Origin of the sequence: Butyrivibrio sp. AD3002 (assembly GCF_000420905.1) — a bacterium.
GTDB lineage: Bacteria > Bacillota > Clostridia > Lachnospirales > Lachnospiraceae > Butyrivibrio.
Map to the genome: position 1 here is coordinate 43,959 of NZ_ATVV01000004.1, position 20,401 is coordinate 64,359.

At 44.3% G+C, this 20,401-nt stretch carries 16 protein-coding genes; 1 reads left to right on the forward strand and 15 read right to left on the reverse strand.

Features of this window, described 5'->3' with window-relative positions; translation table 11 throughout:
- Nucleotides 1-6: 6 nt before the first annotated feature.
- The 10 genes from G596_RS23500 to trpD form a co-directional block, all read right to left on the reverse strand.
- Nucleotides 7-1,188 carry a flavodoxin family protein gene (locus tag G596_RS23500; RefSeq protein ID WP_022760682.1) on the reverse strand — a complete coding sequence of 394 codons (1,182 nt, stop codon included), beginning with the start codon at nucleotides 1,186-1,188 and terminating at the stop codon, nucleotides 7-9.
- Between the two features lie 71 nt (nucleotides 1,189-1,259).
- A complete protein-coding gene (gene srtB, locus G596_RS23505; RefSeq protein ID WP_022760683.1) occupies nucleotides 1,260-2,324 on the reverse strand; it encodes a class B sortase in 1,065 nt (354 codons plus the stop codon).
- 113 nt (nucleotides 2,325-2,437) lie between these two features.
- Nucleotides 2,438-7,195: a leucine-rich repeat protein gene (locus G596_RS23510; RefSeq protein WP_022760684.1), complete on the reverse strand. Its 4,758-nt coding sequence runs from the start codon at nucleotides 7,193-7,195 to the stop codon at nucleotides 2,438-2,440.
- 203 nt (nucleotides 7,196-7,398) lie between these two features.
- Entirely contained in the window at nucleotides 7,399-7,962 is a 564-nt protein-coding gene (locus G596_RS0104690) for an anthranilate synthase component II (protein WP_022760685.1), read from the reverse strand.
- A gap of 2 nt (nucleotides 7,963-7,964) precedes the next feature.
- A complete protein-coding gene (trpE, locus tag G596_RS0104695; RefSeq protein WP_022760686.1) occupies nucleotides 7,965-9,437 on the reverse strand; it encodes an anthranilate synthase component I in 1,473 nt (490 codons plus the stop codon).
- Between the two features lie 59 nt (nucleotides 9,438-9,496).
- Nucleotides 9,497-10,273, reverse strand: a complete 777-nt coding sequence (trpA, locus tag G596_RS0104700; protein WP_022760687.1) for a tryptophan synthase subunit alpha — start codon at nucleotides 10,271-10,273, stop codon at nucleotides 9,497-9,499.
- On the reverse strand, nucleotides 10,266-11,456 hold the full coding sequence (gene trpB / locus G596_RS0104705) for a tryptophan synthase subunit beta (RefSeq protein ID WP_026671197.1): 1,191 nt from the start codon (nucleotides 11,454-11,456) through the stop codon (nucleotides 10,266-10,268). Before trpB ends, trpA begins: the two co-directional genes overlap by 8 nt.
- 70 nt (nucleotides 11,457-11,526) lie before the next feature.
- Nucleotides 11,527-12,150: a phosphoribosylanthranilate isomerase gene (locus G596_RS0104710; protein ID WP_026671198.1), complete on the reverse strand. Its 624-nt coding sequence runs from the start codon at nucleotides 12,148-12,150 to the stop codon at nucleotides 11,527-11,529.
- A gap of 152 nt (nucleotides 12,151-12,302) precedes the next feature.
- The gene (trpC, locus tag G596_RS0104715) at nucleotides 12,303-13,079 is read right to left on the reverse strand and encodes an indole-3-glycerol phosphate synthase TrpC (protein ID WP_022760688.1); all 777 of its coding nucleotides are present in this window, start codon (nucleotides 13,077-13,079) and stop codon (nucleotides 12,303-12,305) included.
- Nucleotides 13,080-13,194: 115 nt separating this feature from the next.
- The gene (gene trpD, locus G596_RS0104720; RefSeq protein ID WP_022760689.1) at nucleotides 13,195-14,229 is read right to left on the reverse strand and encodes an anthranilate phosphoribosyltransferase; all 1,035 of its coding nucleotides are present in this window, start codon (nucleotides 14,227-14,229) and stop codon (nucleotides 13,195-13,197) included.
- A gap of 676 nt (nucleotides 14,230-14,905) precedes the next feature.
- Between trpD and G596_RS0104725 the strand changes: the two genes are divergently transcribed.
- On the forward strand, nucleotides 14,906-16,027 hold the full coding sequence (locus G596_RS0104725; protein WP_022760690.1) for a hypothetical protein: 1,122 nt from the start codon (nucleotides 14,906-14,908) through the stop codon (nucleotides 16,025-16,027).
- 113 nt (nucleotides 16,028-16,140) lie between these two features.
- Here the strand turns inward: G596_RS0104725 and G596_RS24695 are convergent, their stop codons facing one another.
- The 5 genes from G596_RS24695 to G596_RS0104745 form a co-directional block, all read right to left on the reverse strand.
- Nucleotides 16,141-16,389, reverse strand: a complete 249-nt coding sequence (locus G596_RS24695) for a hypothetical protein (protein ID WP_155829139.1) — start codon at nucleotides 16,387-16,389, stop codon at nucleotides 16,141-16,143.
- Nucleotides 16,371-16,496, reverse strand: a complete 126-nt coding sequence (locus G596_RS25735; protein WP_022760691.1) for a hypothetical protein — start codon at nucleotides 16,494-16,496, stop codon at nucleotides 16,371-16,373. The genes G596_RS24695 and G596_RS25735 overlap by 19 nt, the downstream gene beginning before the upstream one ends.
- The gene (locus G596_RS0104735; RefSeq protein ID WP_022760692.1) at nucleotides 16,493-17,452 is read right to left on the reverse strand and encodes a methyl-accepting chemotaxis protein; all 960 of its coding nucleotides are present in this window, start codon (nucleotides 17,450-17,452) and stop codon (nucleotides 16,493-16,495) included. The genes G596_RS25735 and G596_RS0104735 overlap by 4 nt, the downstream gene beginning before the upstream one ends.
- 13 nt (nucleotides 17,453-17,465) lie before the next feature.
- Nucleotides 17,466-18,524: an FIST signal transduction protein gene (locus tag G596_RS0104740; RefSeq protein ID WP_022760693.1), complete on the reverse strand. Its 1,059-nt coding sequence runs from the start codon at nucleotides 18,522-18,524 to the stop codon at nucleotides 17,466-17,468.
- 290 nt (nucleotides 18,525-18,814) lie between these two features.
- Nucleotides 18,815-20,401, reverse strand: a complete 1,587-nt coding sequence (locus tag G596_RS0104745) for a bifunctional metallophosphatase/5'-nucleotidase (protein WP_022760694.1) — start codon at nucleotides 20,399-20,401, stop codon at nucleotides 18,815-18,817.

The following is a 20,401-nucleotide window of genomic DNA, read 5'->3' on the forward strand; positions in this document are numbered from 1 at the left end:
CTTACACTACCACCTCTTAAGCAGGTCTTTCTTCTTAAGTCCGTTTCTTTTGGCTGATCTTGGCCAGCCTGAGTTCCCTGCAATCTGATACAGCACGCGCGGAAACTTATATGCATCCGCATAGATATTCTCTATAGAAGTGCCTTCATTTACAGCCTGTCCAAGCCTTTTAAGTGAAAGCGCGACATTTCTGGCCGGTCCCTTTGTGGGATCAGGCATGCGCATCATCTGTCCCATCATCTCTCCTGCACCTATTGCAACTCCTCCGCAATATTCATATCCGCATGTTTCAGCCCACTCTTCCATCATGCCAAGGAGTTTGCATATCTGTCTGCTTTCGTAGAATCCCATGTTAGCTACGACATATATCTTCTTTTTGTCTCTGTTTACGTTCGCCTCCAGTTTTTCCAAGAGTCTCAAAACAGTAGAGGGAATCCCGTCGACATAGAGTGGCATTCCGAAGACAATCCTTTTATATGAAGTAACAAGCTCTGCAAGTTCATCGTACTTATTTAAGTAGGTCAAAAGATTGATGCTTTCTGTCTCGCATTCTATGCTGCCGCTTAAGTATTTCAGGAATTTCAGAGAATTTGCATCATCGCCCCTTGAGCTGCAGTTGATCAGTAGAATATTTTGAGATTCTGATACCGTCTCTAAAGAGCTGGTATTCTCTTTGCTTTCAGCTACGTTATCCGAGAATGTTTTATCAGATTCTTCGATGTTTTCAAACTTAAGTGCCTTGATATCTCCGTGAAAATTTCTGCACACCGCTTCCACATACTTTTTTGCATGCTCTTTTTGTGTGTCAGTAAAAGCTTTCCCTCTGAAAATAAAAGTGATTTCCTGCTTTTCGGGATATCTTTTTTCATGGTGCATCTCCCCGTTAAACACTTTCATATATGGAAGCACCAGGCCTATGCTGCGGTCGAATACATTTTTCACAAAGCTGCTAAAGCCGCCGTAGGTATATCTGCTCATAACAACGACTTCATCTGCCTTGTGGAACAATACTCCCATGCGGTCATAGCCGTCCTTAATCATGCATACGCCGGGAGTCTTGGTCCAGCATCCAAAACAGCCCACACAGGGCTTAATACTACCGTTATCCGATATTATCTCCCAGTCCTTGTAATCGTCTTCGATTCTATTCCATTCCTCGTCATTAAGATCATGTATTAAGAGCCTCATAGAAATCTCCCCATTTTCAAAAAACTCTTTTTCACACGTTTCCAATCAGACCATTAATTCCTAAAATTCTGTCAGTCCGAAATCTCCTCTTCCAAAACACCGCATACCACAAATCTGTGAGTGTCCTTACTGTCCGTGCATGTGGATAATGTAATGACTTTACTTGTACTCTTAACCGGAATCTCCGAATCCATGTAGGACTTAAGTCTTACAGGTTCTGCGTCCGCAACAAACTCATCCGAAGCAGCCCCAACATAATCGTAGATCACATAATCCTTAGGCACATCCATGTAGCAGAATATCAGATATTTAAGTATCTTCTCCGCAGTAATAACATAGATGTACTTGTGATCATCATAGAAGCCTTTTTCAAATCTGTAGTCGCGAAGGCTTCCGAACATGGAACGATCCTTCATGTTATGTCCGTAGATAATCGAATTTGAATCGGTAAAATCGGATTTGGATCTGCTGTCTAAGAAAATCGCACCTGTATCCGAAGTCTCTCCGTCGGAATTACTGGTCAGATATTTTTCATTATCCTCAGCCTGCATTATAGGGTAACTGATCTGGGTTCCGTCTACGACAAGCCATCCTACAACATCAGGATTTTCTTTTATGTAGGCAGTGAGGTCAATCTGAGGAAAATCGGAATTTTCTGATGCAGGTTGGTCGGACTCTGTAACATAGGATTTCGGCTCATCAGTCTCGGGAGTATCTGCTACAGGCTGCACTTCCGAAGTCTCACTCTCGTTACTTTCTTCTAATGATTCTTCAATCTTATCTTCCTGAGCTACATCTGAAGCTGTTGTACCTTCTTCCTGTGTTTCCTCCGATGTCACAACTTCTTCTGCATTTTCCTGAACAGTGGTTGTGCTCTTCTGAGGCGCTGATGCATGCCATACGTAAAGAAGCGCCAACGCTGCAATTATTGCTATTGAAATTAATACGCCTTTTTTCTTGAAAACAAGACCTAGAAGCTCACAAATCTTCTCAGGTATAAAAAACAGGATGCTCAAAAAAACGATGAGTCCCAGCGTAAAATATGTCACGCGCTTTGCACTGCTTTTATGCTTTTTATTATATTCGCCGGCATTCTGTACCAGTTTTGTAAATAATTTTTTCTTAAAACTGCTCACTGTAAAATCTTTCCCAACTTCTTAATAAAACTAAACGTACAGCAATAATAGTACCATATAAAGAAGAAGGCTGCCACACCTGTACGAGTGTGACAGCGTTCCTTCCAAAGTGGTTATTTTACCGTTGCATTTGTCTGTTTCTTAATCTTCTTTATAATCTTATCCTTGCCTTTTCCTTTTTTGCCTTTTACTGTGATAACCGCTCCGTCGCTTATCTTCTTGAAGGCATTTTTTCCTACCTTCAGAGACTTATTTGGAGCTATTTTAACCTTCTTAAGCTTATTACACTTGAAGAATGCCATGGTACCGATTTTCTTCACATTTGAGCCGATAGATACACGCTTTAGTTGTTTATTACCCTTACCGGCTTTTGCGGAGATTTCGGTTACAGGATAGGAAACACCTTTAACAGTGATCTTGTTGATTGAAACACTCTTCACCTTGCCAATCCTCTTAGCTATAGCATTACCGTCGGTTCCGATATAATATGTGACACCTCTTATGTCTACAATCATCGGAAGAGCTGAGTTACCGCCGGCGGCTCCGCCTTCTGCTCCATTACCGGTGCTCTCAGCTACTGTGCCCTGTCCGGTTCCGGATCCGTTGCCGTTTCCGGCTCCATTTCCATTGCCGCTTCCACCTCCGTTACCACCTGTATTCAGGACGTTACTGTCGTCATCGATATCCTCACCGAATTCGTCGTTTTCTCCATTCTCACCGATACCGGGCTCATTTCCTTCACCATTTTCGCCTTGAATTGTGTCGGCTCCGGCACCGCCTTCATTTCCTGTGCTGCCAGGATTCTCACCCTGAGGATTTTCACCTCCGGCACCATTACCATCACCTTCCGAATTACTCTTGGGAGTTACCTCAGCCTCTTTAGCTTTCTCTTCGGCCTTCTTCTCCTCTTCTAGTCTCTTTGCTTCCTCTTCTGCAGCTATCCGAGCCTCTTCCTCGGCTTTCTCAGCAGCCTCTTCAGCAGTTTTTGCTTCTTTGTCCAGTTTATCTCTGGCTGCCTGTGCTGCATCCCTGGCCTTCTGAGCTGCTGTATTGGCCTTACTAGCCGCATCCTTAGCTGTCTTGGCTGCATCAAGAGCATCGCCCTTAGCTGTACTATCTTCGGTAGCACCTGCAGCAATAGTAGCTGCCTTCGACTTATCTGAAGCAGTTTTTGCTGCACTTTCTGCAACCCTCGCTGCCTCCTCAGCTGCTGCTATAGTATCCTCATTAGGATTATCCGAAACTGCTTTTGCTGCTTCCTCAGCAGCCTTAATCGCTGCATCCACCAAGCCTGCCGCGTTATTAGCTGCTTCCGCCGCATCCCTTGCTGCCTGTGCTGCTTTGTCAGAAAGACCCTTTTCAGCTGTATCTGCGTCACTTTCAACTGATGATGCCGTATTTTTTGCTTTCTCTGCTGCTGCTTCTGCTGCTTCTGCTGCTTTTCTTGCCGCATCTGCAGCATCCTGAATGCTGCTTGCAATATCAGAGCTTACTCCGGCTTTAGCATTTTCTGCTGCAGTTGCAGCTTCTTTTGCTGCAGTAGCTGCTGCATAAGCTGTTTCTCCTGCAGTCTTAGCAGATTTTGCTGCTGCTTTTGCAGCACTAATTGCTGATGCTGACGGATTATTATTATTATTTACTTCCCAAACTGCTTCCTTTGCTCTTGCAGTAGCAGCTATTGCCCTTGCCGCTGCCGCTGCTGCATCTGCAGCTTTTGCTGCTGCTTTTGCTGCGCTTGCTGCTGCCCGCGCATCCTTAGCTGCAGCTGTTGTATCTTCTTTTACGGTAGCGGTATTTGCCGATGTCGCTGCTTTTTCTGCACTCTCTGCAGCTGCTTTTGCATCATCTGCTGAATAGTTTGCATCAGATGCTGCACCGGATGCTGTCTTTGCAGCATTTTCAGCATTTGCAAGTTTTGCTATAGATGGATCTGCTCCTGCTTCATCTGCTGCACTTTCTGCACTCTCAGCTGCTGCTATTGCAGCCTCTGCTGCTTTTATTGCAGCACCTGCCGCATTTCTGGCATTTCCTGCCTCAGTGCCTGCTGCTTCATCGAGATCAGCTCTGGCATTACTTGCAGCTTGTTCTGCTTTGTCTGCTTCTGTTTTAGCATTATCTGCTTCCTGTGCTGCCAGCGAAGCTGCGCTGCTTGCTTCTGATTTTGCCGTGCTATCACTGGTAGCCTCTGCTGCCTTTTCTGCTAATTCTGCAGCTTCTGTAGCGACTTCAGCTGCTGATCTGGCTGCCGCTGCTGCAGCTTCTGCTGCTTCTATAGCACCGGTTGTTCCCGAATCCTCTGCTGCTTCTGCCGCCTTTTTTGCTGCTTCTGCCGCCTCTTTTGCTGTATTTGCTGCTCCCTTTGCAACCTCTGCCGCACTAATAGCTGCCTCTTTTGCGTCATCAGCAAGCTTACTCCTTACATCACTTACTGCTTGTTCTGCATCTCCTGCTGCAGCTTCCGCTTTTTCTACAGTATCCTTCGCTGCAGCTGCCGCAGCCTCTGCATCTGTCTTAGCCTGACCTTCCGCACTTTTGGCTGCCTCTTCCGCAGCCTTCTGTGCTTCGGCCGCTGCTTTTGCTGCATCTCTTGCTGTCTGAGCAGCATTTTCAGCTGCTTTTATTGTCGCATCCGACTGGTTAGTTCTTACTGCTTTTGCTGCCGCAGTTGCTGCATTAGCTGCAACCTCCGCAACCTCTGCCGCACTGTTTGCATTAGCTGCTGCCGTCTCGGCTGCCGTAGCATTTTCAGCTGCCTTTGCCGCTGCTTCGTCCAGTTTCTCCTGTGCAGTATTCGCTAAAGTTTCTGCCTCCTGTGCTGCTTTGCTTGCTTCACTGGCGGCATCCTTCGCATCCTGCGCAGCTTTATTTGCATTTGCAGCTTCATTACTACTTGCGGATTTTGCCGCTGCTTCCGCAGCCTCAGCAGCTGCTATAGAATTCTCTGCCGCAGTCTTAGCAACTTCCGCCTTTGCCTTGGCATCTGCTACTAAACCTGCCGTAGCTTTTTCTCCATTTTCTCCAAGTGCTTCCTTTGCACTATTAACCGCTTCTTTTGCTGCATTTGCCGCATCTATTGCTGTATTAGCATTTTGAATCGCTGTCTCAGCCGCAGCATCAAGCTCTTCCTGAGCAGTCTTGGCTGCTTCATCAGCTTCCTTAGCCGCAGCCTTAGCTTTTTCTGCCGCATCTCGCGCTGCATCCGCTGCCTTCTGAGCTGCTGTTGCAAGTTCATCACTTACCCCGGCCTTTGCCTTTTCTGCCGCACTTGCCGCATCCTCAGCAGTCTTTGCTGCGGACTCCGCTGCATCTGCAGCCTTCTGGGCCGCTGCTATTGTAGTGGTTGAGGCTGTACCTGAGACAGCTGTCTTTGCATTACCGGCTGCTGTTGTTGCTTTTTTTGCTGAAGTCGCTGCGGACTCCGCTTTTTTTGTTGCATCCTTTACAGCCTTATCAAGCTTTTCCTGTGCGGCATTGGCTGCATCCAAAGCATCATTAGCAGCCTTTTCCGTTTTAGCTGCCTGCTCTGTTGCTGCGGTGGCAGCATCTGTTGCCTTGGATTTAACCGTACTGTCGCTTGTTCCTGCTGCAAGATCTGTGGCTGTCTGCGCCGCATTCCTTGCTACAGTTGCAGCATCTGTAGCCTTCTGAGCTGCTTCCTTTGCCGCTGCTATAGTTTCAGCCGAAGGATTATTCTTTACTGTTTTTTTTGCATTTTTAGCATTCTTTTCTTCTATTTTTGCCTCAGCGGTTGCGTCCTTAACAACCTGTATAATAACACTCGAATCAAGGTTCGGATTAACCGTATCCGCAAGCACAAACTCTACCTTAGTGATATTCACCTTCCTGTAGGGTGAATAATAATCGTCAGTTCTGGTACCTGTATTGGACATTACGCCGAAGTAATATGCCGCTCCACCAGTTGGTTCCATGCTATAGACACTGCTTTCATCCATATCGTACTGAACAAACGAATGATCACCCGATGAATCGTATAGCATAAATGCAAGCTTAAGATTCGGATCCTGATTTTCAACATATACATTCAAAGCCTTTAGCTTACTTACATCTATTTCTCTGCCCAGTGCAAAAGCTGTCTCCTGCCAGTTTCTTACAAAAGTTAGTTTTCCATCTTCAATTATATTTTTTCCAACATCATCCTGAGACCATCTGTTTATAAACTTTACTTTATTTCCATTATTTCCACTACTTTTGAGATTTTTATTTGTACAATCATAAGTAATCGTCGTAAGTTTCTGATTATCCGTAGCAGTTGAAGCTGATGAACCTGAAGAAGCACCGGATGATCCGCCTGAAGTCCCGCCTGATGCAGCCTTTTTATTAATCGTAATTGATTCTATAGACAGGGATGTAGAACCGGACATGACTGACATAAAACCTATGCAACGGAAATTCCCGCTATAGGACGGTGTTATAACTATATCCCCGTTTCCGTCACGGAATTGATTCCACACAACCTGACTATGCTCGTTGGCATCAGTATTAGATACCTGAGACCAGGAATTATATAGTTTTATTGCAATCGCTTTACTCTGATTACTTAGCTTTACTGTAATATTCTCGATTTCTCCGGTATTAATCTGTTCATTAAAATCATAAACATACTCACCGTATTGTTCGGAGATGGTGAGATTCCTGGCACTTTTTATCTCATTTCTATCCCACTTATTAAAAACATCTATATTGTTTTTCTCGATTTTTCCTTCACCGGAAATATTGCCAATCGTCCATCTTATATTAAAAAAAATGACAAGTGACGCTGCTTTTGAATTTAGAGTGTTCGTACCTAACACTCCCAATATCATCATGACAGAGAGCGCAATTGTAATTATCCTATAAACCTTCTTTAACATCGTTCATCTCTCCTTTATAAAGCATTGCGAAATCACGATTTTAGGCTCCTATTTCAAATATATTCTTTATAATGAGCGTTTTCAACGAATTAGGGCCTATATCTCACTCTTTTAATAAAGGTTTCAGAATTAGTTTATGAAGATAAACAAAAAGCCGTCCGGCCGCTTACAATTTGTCAATGTAAGAGCCGTCCGGCAAATATTTACAGAACAAAATTCTTCAGCATCGCTTTTCCATCCGGTGTCATTATGGATTCGGGATGGAACTGAACTCCGTAGATCGGATAATCCCTGTGCTTTACCGCCATAACCTCACCATCCGTGGTGCGTGCGGTAACTATTAGTTCCTGAGGTATTGTAGAATCATCCGCTGCCAGAGAATGGTATCTTGCTACAGGTGCTTCTTCCGGAAGTCCTTTGAAAATCGGACAATCAAGGTCAAATTTGACATCGGACTGTTTTCCGTGCATCAGCCTTTTGGCATAGGTTACCGTAGCTCCATATGTGGCGCAGATAGCCTGATGCCCCAGGCATACACCCAGGGTCGGGATTTTCTTTGCAATTGTTTTTGCCACCTCCATGCAAATACCGGCATCCTCAGGCCTTCCGGGGCCAGGGGAGAGGATTATCCTGTCGGGACTAAGAGCCTCAATTTCGGATATCGTCATCTCGTCGTTTCTTATGACTTTTATGTCCGGTTCTATCTCACCGATAAGCTGGTAAAGGTTATAGGAAAAGCTGTCGTAGTTATCTATTAATAAAATCATTATTATTCCTCCGTCTCAAGTGCCTTCATCACAGCCTTCGCCTTGTTCATGCACTCCTCGAATTCCTTCTCCGGAACGGAATCGGCTACTATTCCGGCGCCGCTTCTTACGAAGACTTTTCCGTTTTTCTTGTAGGCAATTCGGATTGCAATGCAGGTGTCCATGTTTCCGGTGAAATCAATATAACCGATAGCTCCGCCGTAGATGCCTCTCTTGTTATTTTCAAGTTCACCGATTATCTGGCAGGCTCTGATCTTGGGTGCCCCGGAAAGTGTTCCTGCGGGAAGCACGGAGGATATCGCATCAAGCGCATCCCTGTCATCCCTTATTTCTCCGCGGACTGTAGATCCTATGTGCATTACATGTGAATAGCGCTCTATCGAATGCAGCTTTTCAACCTCTACAGTTCCGAATTTACTGATTTTCCCTAGATCATTTCTTCCAAGATCCACAAGCATGTTGTGCTCAGCAAGCTCTTTTTCATCAGCAAGAAGTTCCTCTTCCAGCTCTTTGTCCTCCTTCACAGAAGCGCCTCTGGGTCTGGTTCCCGCAAGCGGGAAGGTGTGCAAAATGCCATCCTTCAATTTAACCAGCGTCTCGGGAGAAGCACCGGCAACCTCCACATCGGTTCCTGAAAAATAGAACATGTAAGGTGACGGGTTGATTGTTCGAAGGAGTCTGTAAGTATCAAAAAGGCTTCCTTCATACTGTGCACTAAATCTGTTGGAGAGCACTATCTGAAAAATATCGCCCTCAAATATGTGTCTCTTTGCCTTCTCCACCATCTCACAGTACTGTTCTTTATTGAAAAGAGGTGTCATCTCAGTTAGGAGTCTGCCGCGAACTTCAGTCGCTTTTTCTCCTGTGGTAAGGAGCTTTATTATGTTCTCAAGATCAGCTATTGCTTTATCATAATTCGTCTGTAAAGCGGACGGATCAAGTTTCATGTTAGCTATAAGTACGATCTTCTGCTTAGTATTATCGAAGGCAATAACCTTGTCGAAGAGCATGAGATCTACGTCCATGAATCCCTCGGAATCCTCTACATTCATTCTGACTGTAGGCTCACTATAGCCCAGGAAGTCATAGGAAAAATAGCCCACCATTCCTCCCGCAAAGGGCGGAAGATCTGAAAATCTGGGGCTATTGTAGTCCTTTAGGATTTTTCTAAGGCACTCAGAAGGATCTCCTGTTGCTGTCGTCTCATTTCCGTTTTCATCCGTGATGCCGATTTTCCCGTCGATGCAGGTTATCTTCATGGTCGGATCATAGCCAAGAAATGAGTATCTTCCCCAGGTCTCATTAGCCTGCGCAGACTCAAGCATATAGACATGCTTTGATGCTTTCTTGAGGATTCTCATAGCCTCTATGGGTGTTATAAAATCTGAAAGGATTTCGCAGCTGACAGGAAGTACGTTGTATTTTCCGGTAGCGGCAAGCTTTTCAATTTCGGTAAAGTCAGGTGTAATTTTCATTTTATGTCCTCATCCGTCAGCTTCGCTGACACCTTCTCCTGAGGAGAAGGCATTATTTATTATGATGCCTTGTAGGCGCTCTTCATGTTCTTTACAAATTCTCCGACCTTGGCAGGTGCATCCTTGCCGTTCTGTTCGATGATGCGGACGATTGCGGATCCAACGATTGCACCGTCTGAAATTTCTGCCATATTTGATGCCTGCTCGGGAGTTGAGATTCCAAATCCGACTGCGCAGGGAACATCGGTGACCTTTCTTATCTGATCAACGAGGTCCTTAACGTTGGTTGTTATGGAGGTTCTGGTTCCTGTAACACCAAGACTTGATACGATGTAGATAAAGCCCTTGGCTTCCTTAGCAATCATCGCAATCCTGTCCTCAGATGTTGGAGCAACCATTGAAATAAAATCGACTCCATAGGTGCCGGCCGATTTGTCGAACTCGCTCTTTTCCTCAAAAGGGACATCGGGAAGTATCACTCCGTCCATTCCGATCTTTTGGCACTTTTCAAAAAATCTGTCCATTCCATAGGAGAAGATCACATTGGCGTAGGTCATGAAAACCATAGGCACCGTTATCTCACTGCGGATTTCTTCTACCATGGCAAAGATGTCATCGGTGGTTATGCCGTTTTTCAGTGCTCTTATGTTGGCTCCCTGAATCACCGGGCCCTCGGCTGTGGGATCTGAAAATGGAATGCCAAGTTCGATGAGGTCAGCGCCGTTTTTCTGAAGCTCTCTTAAGATGTTCTTGGTTGTATCAAGGTCGGGATCCCCGCAGGTCACAAATGGAATGAATGCTTTTTTATTATTGAAAGCCTCTGCTATTTTACTCATGGATGTCCTCCCCTCTGTATCTTGCGATAGCGGCGCAGTCCTTGTCGCCTCTTCCTGAAATGGTTATTACTATTATCTCGTCCTTGCTCATTGTCGGAGCAATCTTTATTGCGTGAGCCACAGCATGCGCTGACTCAATCGCAGGAATTATTCCCTCTGTCTTGGAGAGATACTCAAATGCGTTAACCGCTTCGTCATCAGTTACAGGCACATACTGAGCTCTTCCTGTGTCGTGAAGGTTTGCGTGCTCCGGTCCGATTCCGGGATAATCAAGTCCTGCGGAAATCGAGTAAACGGGAGCAATCTGTCCGTACTCATCCTGGCAGAAATATGACTTCATACCATGGAAAATTCCGAGTTTTCCGGTATTGATGGTAGCTGCTGTCTCAAAGGTATCAATGCCTCTTCCCGCTGCTTCGCAGCCAATCAGCTTAACGTCTTTATCTTCTATAAAATTGTAGAAGGTTCCGATGGCATTTGATCCGCCGCCTACACAGGCCATGACCACATCGGGAAGTCTTCCTTCCTTTTCAAGAATCTGTTCTTTTATCTCTTTTGAGATAACTGCCTGGAAGTCTCTTACGATTGTCGGGAAAGGATGCGGTCCCATAACAGATCCAAGACAGTAATGAGTATCATCAATTCTGGAAGTCCACTCTCTCATTGCTTCTGAAACCGCATCCTTAAGGGTTGCTGTACCTGAAGTTACAGGGATTACCTCTGCGCCGAGAAGTCTCATTCTGTATACATTGAGGGCCTGTCTCTTGGTGTCCTCTTCTCCCATAAATACAACGCATTCCATTCCCATGAGAGCCGCAGCTGTTGCAGTTGCTACGCCATGCTGACCTGCGCCTGTCTCTGCGATAAGTCTTGTCTTTCCCATCTTCTTTGCAAGAAGCGCCTGACCAAGAACGTTGTTTATCTTGTGTGAACCTGTGTGGTTGAGGTCCTCTCTCTTGAGATAGATCTTCGCTCCGCCAAGGTCCTTTGTCATCTTCTCAGCATAGTAGAGCCTTGAAGGTCTGCCCGCATATTCATTTAAAAGTTCTGTGAGTTCCCTGTTGAACTCGGGATCGTTTTTGTAATGGTTGTAGGCTTTTTCAAGCTCTATTACCGCATTCATGAGTGTCTCTGGGATGTACTGTCCGCCATGTACTCCGAATCTTCCGTTTGTGTTGGTCATTGTTCTTCTCCCATTCCCCTCATCTGCCCTTCGGGCACCTTCCCCCCAGGGGGAAGGCTTAAGATAGAGGTTAGTCATTTCTTATAATTGATATAATAAAACTCATCTTCTCCTCATCCTTGACACCGTCAGTCTCTATTCCTGAGCTGACATCGATGGCGTAAGGCTTTATGTCTGTTACAGCTTCCTCGATGTTTTCAGTGTTAATTCCACCAGCGAGGAAGTATGGTCTTGTGATCTTTTTTAGTATTTCCCAGTTGAAGGCTGTGCCGGTGCCCTGTCCTGAGTCAATAAGAACCATGTCAGCAGAGGATGTTTGAACTTCTTCCAAAAAATCTTCTGTCCCGTTTTTAGTACAGTTATAATTTTTTATCTGAAAAGCTTTTATGATTTTTGCAGCTGTCAGTTCTTTTAGCTGTCCAATATATTTCTCATCTTCATTTCCGTGGAGCTGTATTGTGTCGATGATGTTTTCGTTTGCAAGTCCTGCAATGAACTCCGGTTTTTCATCAACAAATACGCCAACCGCTTTTATGTTAGAATCAAGCTTTTCCTTTAGTTTTTTTGCTTCCTCCGGCTCCACGTTTCGCTTACTCTTTTTGAAAAATACGAAACCGATGTAATCCGGTTTAAGCCTGTTTACAATTTGGATATCTTCGGGTCTCGTGAGACCACAAAATTTTGTCTTTATCATAGGCCCCTCATCCGCCCTTCGGGCACCTGTCTTCGCTCCGCTCCGCGCTAAACCGACGGTCTACGTTCCACTCCGGTCGTTGCTAAGCACTCGTCCCCCGGACGAGTAGCAACCCCGGACGTCGAGCGCCCCCTAGGGGAAGGCATTATTCTTTAGGATTTCAGTTCGGCGAGCATTGCCTTTTTGTCTGGCGCTCTCATAAGTGTTTCACCGACAAGTACCGCGTCCACTCCGGCTTCTCTAAGGCGTTTTATATCCTCTGCGGTTTTGATGCCGCTCTCTGAGACATAGATCACGTCCTCCGGAATCAGTTTTCTAAGTCGCATGCTGTTTGTCGTATCAACCGAAAAGTCCTTGAGATTTCTGTTATTTACCCCGATTATTCTTGCTCCGGCATCAATGGCACTCTCAATCTCTTTTTCATCATGAGTTTCAACAAGTGCGGATAAGCCAAGCTCATCGCAGATATTTATGTACTCTCTGATCTCCTCTTTCTCAAGGATTGAACATATAAGAAGGACTGCCGATGCTCCGAGTATCTTTGCTTCGAAGATCATATACTCATCCACTGTGAAATCTTTTCTTATGCAGGGGATAGTGACCGCCTGTGTTATCTCCTTAAGATATCTGTCATCTCCCAGGAACCACTTGGGTTCGGTAAGGACCGAAATACAATCGGCTCCTGCTTTTTCATAATCCTTTGCAATCTCAAGATAAGGAAAATCCTCTGCTATAAGTCCCTTAGACGGGGAAGCTTTTTTACACTCGCATATAAAGGATATGTCTTCTTTTTTCAGAGCCTTCTCAAAAGCGAAATCGCCTTTAGGGAGGTTCTCTGCCTCTCTTCGTAAATCAGAGGCAGAGATTGTTTTTTTATTTTGATCGCAGCGTACGCGGGCGTATTCTGCGAGTTCGTCGAGTATTGTCATTTTCGCTCCTTGTACCCTCATCCGTCAGCTTCGCTGACACCTGTCTTCGCTCCGCTTCGGTCCGCGCTGAACCGACGTCCACCGGACGTCGAGCGCCCCCAAGGGGAAGGGTGGTTTACGCAGTCATTTCTACCGATTTATTACTTACTTCAATTAGTTTCTCAAGTGTCTCGGTTGCCTTGCCGGAATCGATGATCTCTGCTGCAAGCTTAATTCCGTCTGCAAAGCTTTCTGCTTTTCCACCGATATAGAGTGATGCGCCGGCGTTCATGAGAACCGCATCTCTCTTGGGGCCCTTGGCTCCTGCAAGAATATCTCTTGTGATCTTGGCGTTTTCTTCAGGTGTACCGCCCTTAAGGTCTTCTTTGGTGCAGCTTGTAAGTCCGAAATCTTCAGGTTTTATCACGTAAGTCTTGAACCATCCGTCCTTGATTTCGCAAACCTTGGTGGGTGCACTTAAGGATATTTCATCAAGCTTATCCATTCCGTATACAACCATGCCTCTCTTTACACCAAGGCTTACAAGCACCTGTGCCAGTGGCTCAACAAGATATTCATCATATACGCCAAGGAGCTGCATCTTAGGTGAACCGGGATTTGTAAGTGGCCCAAGGATGTTGAAAACAGTTCTGAATCCAAGCTCTTTTCTGATAGCACCGACGTACTTCATTGATGTGTGATATTTCTGAGCAAAGAAGAAGCACATTCCTACTTCATTAAGAAGCTCTATGCACTTTTCGGGATCCTGCTGGATGTTAACTCCGAGAGCCTCAAGGCAGTCAGCAGTTCCGCAGCTTGATGAGGCTGCTCTGTTTCCGTGCTTTGCAACCTTCATTCCGCCTGCTGCCGCAACGAGTGCTGAGGTTGTTGAGATGTTGAAGCTGTGAGCGTTGTCACCGCCTGTACCAACAATCTCATATATATCCATTCCTGTATCTACCTTGGTCGCGTGGTCTCTCATGGCTGCCGCACAGCCTGCGATTTCCTCGGTTGTCTCTGCTCTTGCACTCTTTGTTGAGAGTGCAGATAAGAATGCAGCATTCTGAGTGGGAGTTGTCTCGCCGCCCATTATTTCGTTCATTACAGCGTATGCCTCATCATATGTGAGATCCTCTTTGTTTACGATTTTTACGATTGCCTCTTTAATCATGTTCCTTTCCTCCTTTTAAGCCGGTCGGAGTCAGATAACATATTAAAATTCTCGCTCCGATTGCTCACGCAAAATCGCTCGAATTTCTAATACGTTATCTTCCCCCAACTATTCTTTGTATTTAGGGATTGTACTTGTTCAGTTTCTTGCTATTACAAGGTTTGAGCCAAAAAAAATCCTTGACAGAAATATATTTCTGTCAAGGACGAATAATCTATTATCCGCGGTGCCACCTTGAATTCATAGCTATATGCTACGCGCTTAGCAGGATACCAACATATCCCCGGCAACTGACGTATGCCATCACGTTACGATATACTCAGCAATTACTCACTTTTGTATCGTACCCTCAGCGGTCCATTTGATAACTTGTTTCTTACCCGGCTCTCACCACCCCGGACTCTCTGTGTAGGCATCATTACCTTTATCTCCGCTTCATCGGTTTAAAGTATTAACTTGTTATACATGATACTGTCTGTGAAATAGATTGTCAACAACTTTTTTAGTTTCTCTCATCCAAATATGGTAAGATAGTAAGGCGTTTGCCGGAATTATGCGGTAAGTCTGAGAAATATAATTAAAAAATTTATGAAGGGGCTGCAACATTTTCATGACCCAGTCTGTATATATGGTATAAGAGCAAAAAAACAATACATTGTAATAAAAGGAGTAAAGTATGAAAAATAAGATTGTTAGGATTTTATTAACAGGGATGTGCGCTGTGACTATAACCACAAGCCTTACAGGTTGTGGTTTTGTCGGAATCGCATATGACGTTGCAAAAGTAGCAATGGATGCAAAAAAGGATAAAGATGCTGCAGCAGAAAATCCCGGGGATACCAACTATGATGATGAAGTAGCCACTGATGAGACTACAGAAGAAATCGTTACTGAGGACAACGATTTGCTCACACCTGAGTCTGAGGATGTAACTGATGGTCAGGAAGATGCTGCCAGCGATGCACCTGAGGATCCTATCGACACTACTGATGAAACTATCGATAGCTCAGTTGCCACCGAAGACAAATTCGATGACAATTCCGATGTAGCTTCAAATGATACTACGGATGAGACTGCAGGCGATCAGGATATGGATAACACCTTAGCTTCCGATCCCGGGACTACAGAAAAAGATAGCGAAAGCAGCAATACATCTGCCAATACAGCAAGCTATCTGAATGCAGATGCACAGGCAACTCTTGATAAGCTTGAATCTGATTACAACAAAGTAAAATGGGGTGTTCAGTATTCTCCCACCGGTATGGATTACCTTGTAATCTCCGTAACACCATTCTACACAGAAGATGATTATCATCTCATTGTTGGCGTAACAAATCTGTATAACAAGGCTATTGTTTTTGACGGCACAGGTTATGCAAAGGGTTCTTCCGGAGAAAATATTGGCGAGTTTTCACTTTATGAATCAGCTGTAGGTCCCGGAAACACAGCAATTTTTGATGTTCCTTGTACTGATGTTCCTACCGGTGAGATTCACTGGGATGAAATCCAGATACCTGACTCCAGCTTTAAAGATGCATACTGGGAAAGTGACTGGTCTGTCGGCACAGATAACGGTGATCTGAAGATTGATTATACAGTATATTCAGCTGACAAATTCACCCCCGGATATATTAAGGCACTTGTTCTCGATGAGAACGGCTATGTAATTGATTACGTCTATGATTACAGCGCAGACGAAGGCAAATCAATCACAGGAACCTTACAGTTCTATAAATCCGAATTTAATGGCACTTGTGCTGATGTAGCATTCTTTGTTAATCCTACAGTTGTAGAATAAAGCGCATACAAAAAAACGAAGAGTCAGTTGGGATTGTGATACAATTCCCGACTGACTCCTTTTTTATCTTTATATAGCGATCACGACCTAATTCGAAGCCAGTTCCGGCTTTATTACCATCCAAAAAAGAACAGCTGCAATAACCACTGATATGACATCCGAACCGAGCTGAGCGGAAATGACTCCCATGTAGCCGAAAAGGCACGATTAGTAAGTGTAATTCCAAGTGTCTGAGTAAAATTCGTTACCGATGCGGGAAGACCTACTGCAAAGATTTTTGCAAGTTCACCTTCCTTAAGACCAAAGTCACGGGGATCAACCGACAAACCATCACATTTTGCTGCTATGAACCAAAATGCCACTGAACCATACTGTAAACAAGTGACACCACCATACTGAGTACAACAGGAATTGCAAGCTTCAAATATGCGGTTCTTATCGGTGCTTTCTCAAATAATTCATTACTCATCTATCCTTTACAATAGGCTCAATCTGTGAAATCAGATTGTCGATATGCTCAAATACACTGCTCTTTGTTGTTCCAAGGGAATTAACGCGTTCAAGCTGTCTAACAAGAGCATCATACTTGCTATTGATATCCGAAAAGCTGCTGCCGATTCTGTTAAGCTCATCGGAAGCTGTATCAGCAGTATCTGAAATCTCCTGCTGAACCGCATTTGCTCCGTTTGCACTTTCGATAATTTCATCAAAGGTAGCGTTGGTCTCGTCAACCTCCTCAATGCTCTTATCCATAGCTGCTATAGAGTTCTGAATATTCTGAGAGAGTTTTTCACTCTCTTCTCCTGCTGCCTCGATAGAAGCATTAACCTGGCTGATCATGACCTTAATCTCATCAGCAAGTTCTCTTACTTCGGTAGCAACTACCGCAAAGCCTTTTCCTGCAGCGCCGGCTCTTGCAGCCTCAATTGAAGCATTAAGTGCAAGCAGATTCGTCTGGGTTGCGATTCCGATAATCTTCTTCATATAATCGGAAATCTGATCAACCGCACTCTTAAAGTTTTCATAGCTTTGTGTCATTTCATCAAAAGTGGCACGCACTTCATTTGAACTGTCCTTAAGCTCTGATACTTTATTCTGAGCATTCTGCACGCTATTTAGAATATTGACCTTAACGTCCTCGAATTTACCTGCACTGTCATTTACTGCCGCAAACATTTCATTAAATGCGTCCATCTGATCATGAAGCTGAGTATTGCTTTCAATTACATCCTCAATAGCTTCACCCATATCATGGATTTCTGTAAGTGAAGTAACTTCATTTTCCACGAGTTCGCGCTGGAATTTCTTAACAGAATCCGCTATGTAAATAAGGGATTCGCGCCTTTCATCATCCGATGCGGATTTCGGAGTTTCAACAGTTTCTGCGATTTCTTCAGTTTTTTTCTTAAAAATATCTGTCAGCATATTTCTATCTCCCTCATTCAAAGACTATACAGGTCATTGTCTGATTAACGAACTGTGTATTATAATGCTCTCCGAATCCGATAAGTCCGCAGGAAGGTCCAAGCGAAGCAATTTTTGAAAGGTACGTATTCAGCTCGCCTCTTTCCTTCAGTACCAGATATCTGAAGATGCAGTTAACGGAATAGATGCATGAAATCCTTGTAAAATCGTTCTTAATCTTTTCAACCGTATGCTGAGCAACCTCCATGGGATCTCTCATTTCAAGGAGCGTCAGGATATCCGAATCGTTGATCTGTCTGTAGAGAATAAGTCCGCTACCCGATACATCCTTGATGGAACAGATGCAGACATCATTACCTATCATCTTTCCGAGAGGATTCTGGAAGGTCTGGTCTATAATCTGCTTATCGCTTGTCGCGCCGGTAAGATCCATGTATACCTGTTTGGAGGAACGACCGTTAAGTTCACCCAGGTAATACTTCGCCTTATCTGTCTTTGACGCGATAAGCTGTCTGTTATCCTTGGGCTCATAGATATTTTCCTTATAGGCTTTAACCTTACCGCCTTCATTTCTTATTACCGCATAGGTCATTGCGTCCTCATAGATTTTGCCGTTTACGGAAACCTTTCCGGCATCGCCTGTCGCGCCCATAACCTGAAGGTTATATTTATCAATAAGTCCGCGAAGAGTTGTAAGAACCGCTGCATCATTTCCTGCGCAAAAATCGATTATCGCAGTATTCTCTTTTCCCGGTCTGATTTCCTCTATATCCTTTTCAAGCCTTCCGATATAGCGGGCAGGCATTTTGGATACCTTCTCAAGAACTCCGGTCTTAACCTTAACGCCCTCAGTGAAAGCAGTAACAATAAGCCCACTCTCCTGAATCGAAGAGTCGTAGCCCATAGCTACGCAGCCAATACTTGGAACACCCGGATATTTCTTTTCAATCTCCGCTACATTCGCATCAAAGTGATTTGCATCACTTGTGAATAAAATAAACTTCGGTCCGGATAATCCTCTTGTAGCTTCCGACACATCAGCTGATGAACTTTTCGCGTTAAACATTTTCATAAGGCATATACTCCTTACACTCTGGCTCCTTCATAACGAAATCTGCCGCATAAATTGTTATTACACTACATAAGCGCAGAAAATTAAAACATAATTTCTCTACTTAACATAAATGATAACATTCTTATATATAGGGTAACAATGCCCTAAAAACAATATTTCATTAAAGAATCTATTAAAATTTCATAAACACCCCATACAAAAATATAGAAAAAAAATCCTTTGAGATTATTTATCAATCTCAAAGGATGTCTTGCTTGATTCAGACCGTTTAAATATGTATCCAGAATTTAGTAAATACATTTAAATTTGTTGTTGCAAATATTGCCTACAGGGCTGTTTCTCCTTACAAAATCGATAACCAGATCCGGCATTTCATCAGGATAGGTCCTTATGGTCTTAGCCTTACCGATGCTCGAATAACCTCCGGTTCCTGTCGCCCTGTAGTTACTGGTTACCAGCGTATAGGTCTCATCATCGGACAATTCTGTTCCATCCAGCTTTCTCATAACGACCACTCTGTCGCCCACAGGTCTTCTGATATCAAATTCATACCAGAGTCCTGCATAGATATCGTAATTATAATGTTCAACCTTGGGCTGAAGAAATGCTTCTGAAATTTTTACTTCACCGGTAGTCTCATCATAATCATAATATTCTGCTGATCTCTCAAGGGCAGCCCTCAGATCAGCTTTGGTCATCTCCTTGACCTCCTCAGTATTTGCAAACTGATAAATTCCAAGTACATCTCTGACCGTTATATCCTTGTGCAGTCCAAGCGGCTCATTTGAGAGACTTGTGCATGAAAAATCAGCGCCGGTAAGCTCCAGCTGAACCTGATTAAAAATTGCAGCAACTCTGCTACCCTTAAGAGCAACATCCAACTTCTTCTCGGGGAGAATCTCCTCTTCAAGGCTTCCGATGGGCTCATCAAGCCATACCTGGAGCTTCTCGTTCATCTCCTTGAGTCCCGGATTCTCTGCCTGTATTTTATCAAAATCCGCATACTCTTTTTCCACAGGGATAAGATATGAAACAACGCTCCATCCACCGGAGGTTCTGGTACTTCCCTTCAAAACCTTCTCATCGCTGTCGCCCACATAATCGGCGTCGATAACGCAATATCTCATCGCCTTATCCGGAGGCTGAACTCCGAAGGTTCCATCCAGGAATATTCCCTCTATCGGCAGATGCTGATGTCCTGTAAGTATGATGTCAAAATCGAGTTCTCTTGCAATCCTGCAGGCCTGGTTCTCATCCGATTCCGAAAGTTTATTGCCTGTGGTCATATCTTCCTCAAAGCCGCCGTGATATATGCAAACAGTGATATCACACTGCCCTTTAAGTTCAGCAAGCTCATCTTTTAAAACAGTGACGGGATCTTCAATCTCAAAATTGACGAGATTTTTCTTCTGCTCCCATACGTTTACATAGCTTGTTACAGCACCTGTAATTCCAACCCTGGTTCCGTCCTCAAGAGTTTTAACTATGTGCTTCTTTATTCCAAGGTCGCCTTTTTTGTCCGTTACATTGGCGCACACAAGAGTAGCTTTCATAGCTTTGGCAAAATCCCTGATTGCTTCATAACCGAAATTGAAATCGTGATTGCCCAATGTGTAGCAATCCAGTCCCATGGCATTAAAGCCCTCAGCCATAGGATTAAGCTCATACTCATCCATGTGGCTAAGATAATAGGCTAAAAGCGGCGTTCCCTGAAGGCTGTCACCGCCGTCTATAACCAGTGTATTACCGTCTTTTTCCTTCTCACCCTTCATCTGGGCCGCTATGCCAAAAAGGCCTGAGTTTTCATGGCTGTTTGTAGCATAGTTGATTGGAAAGACGTGTCCGTGTGTGTCTGAAGTGAATATTATTCGCAT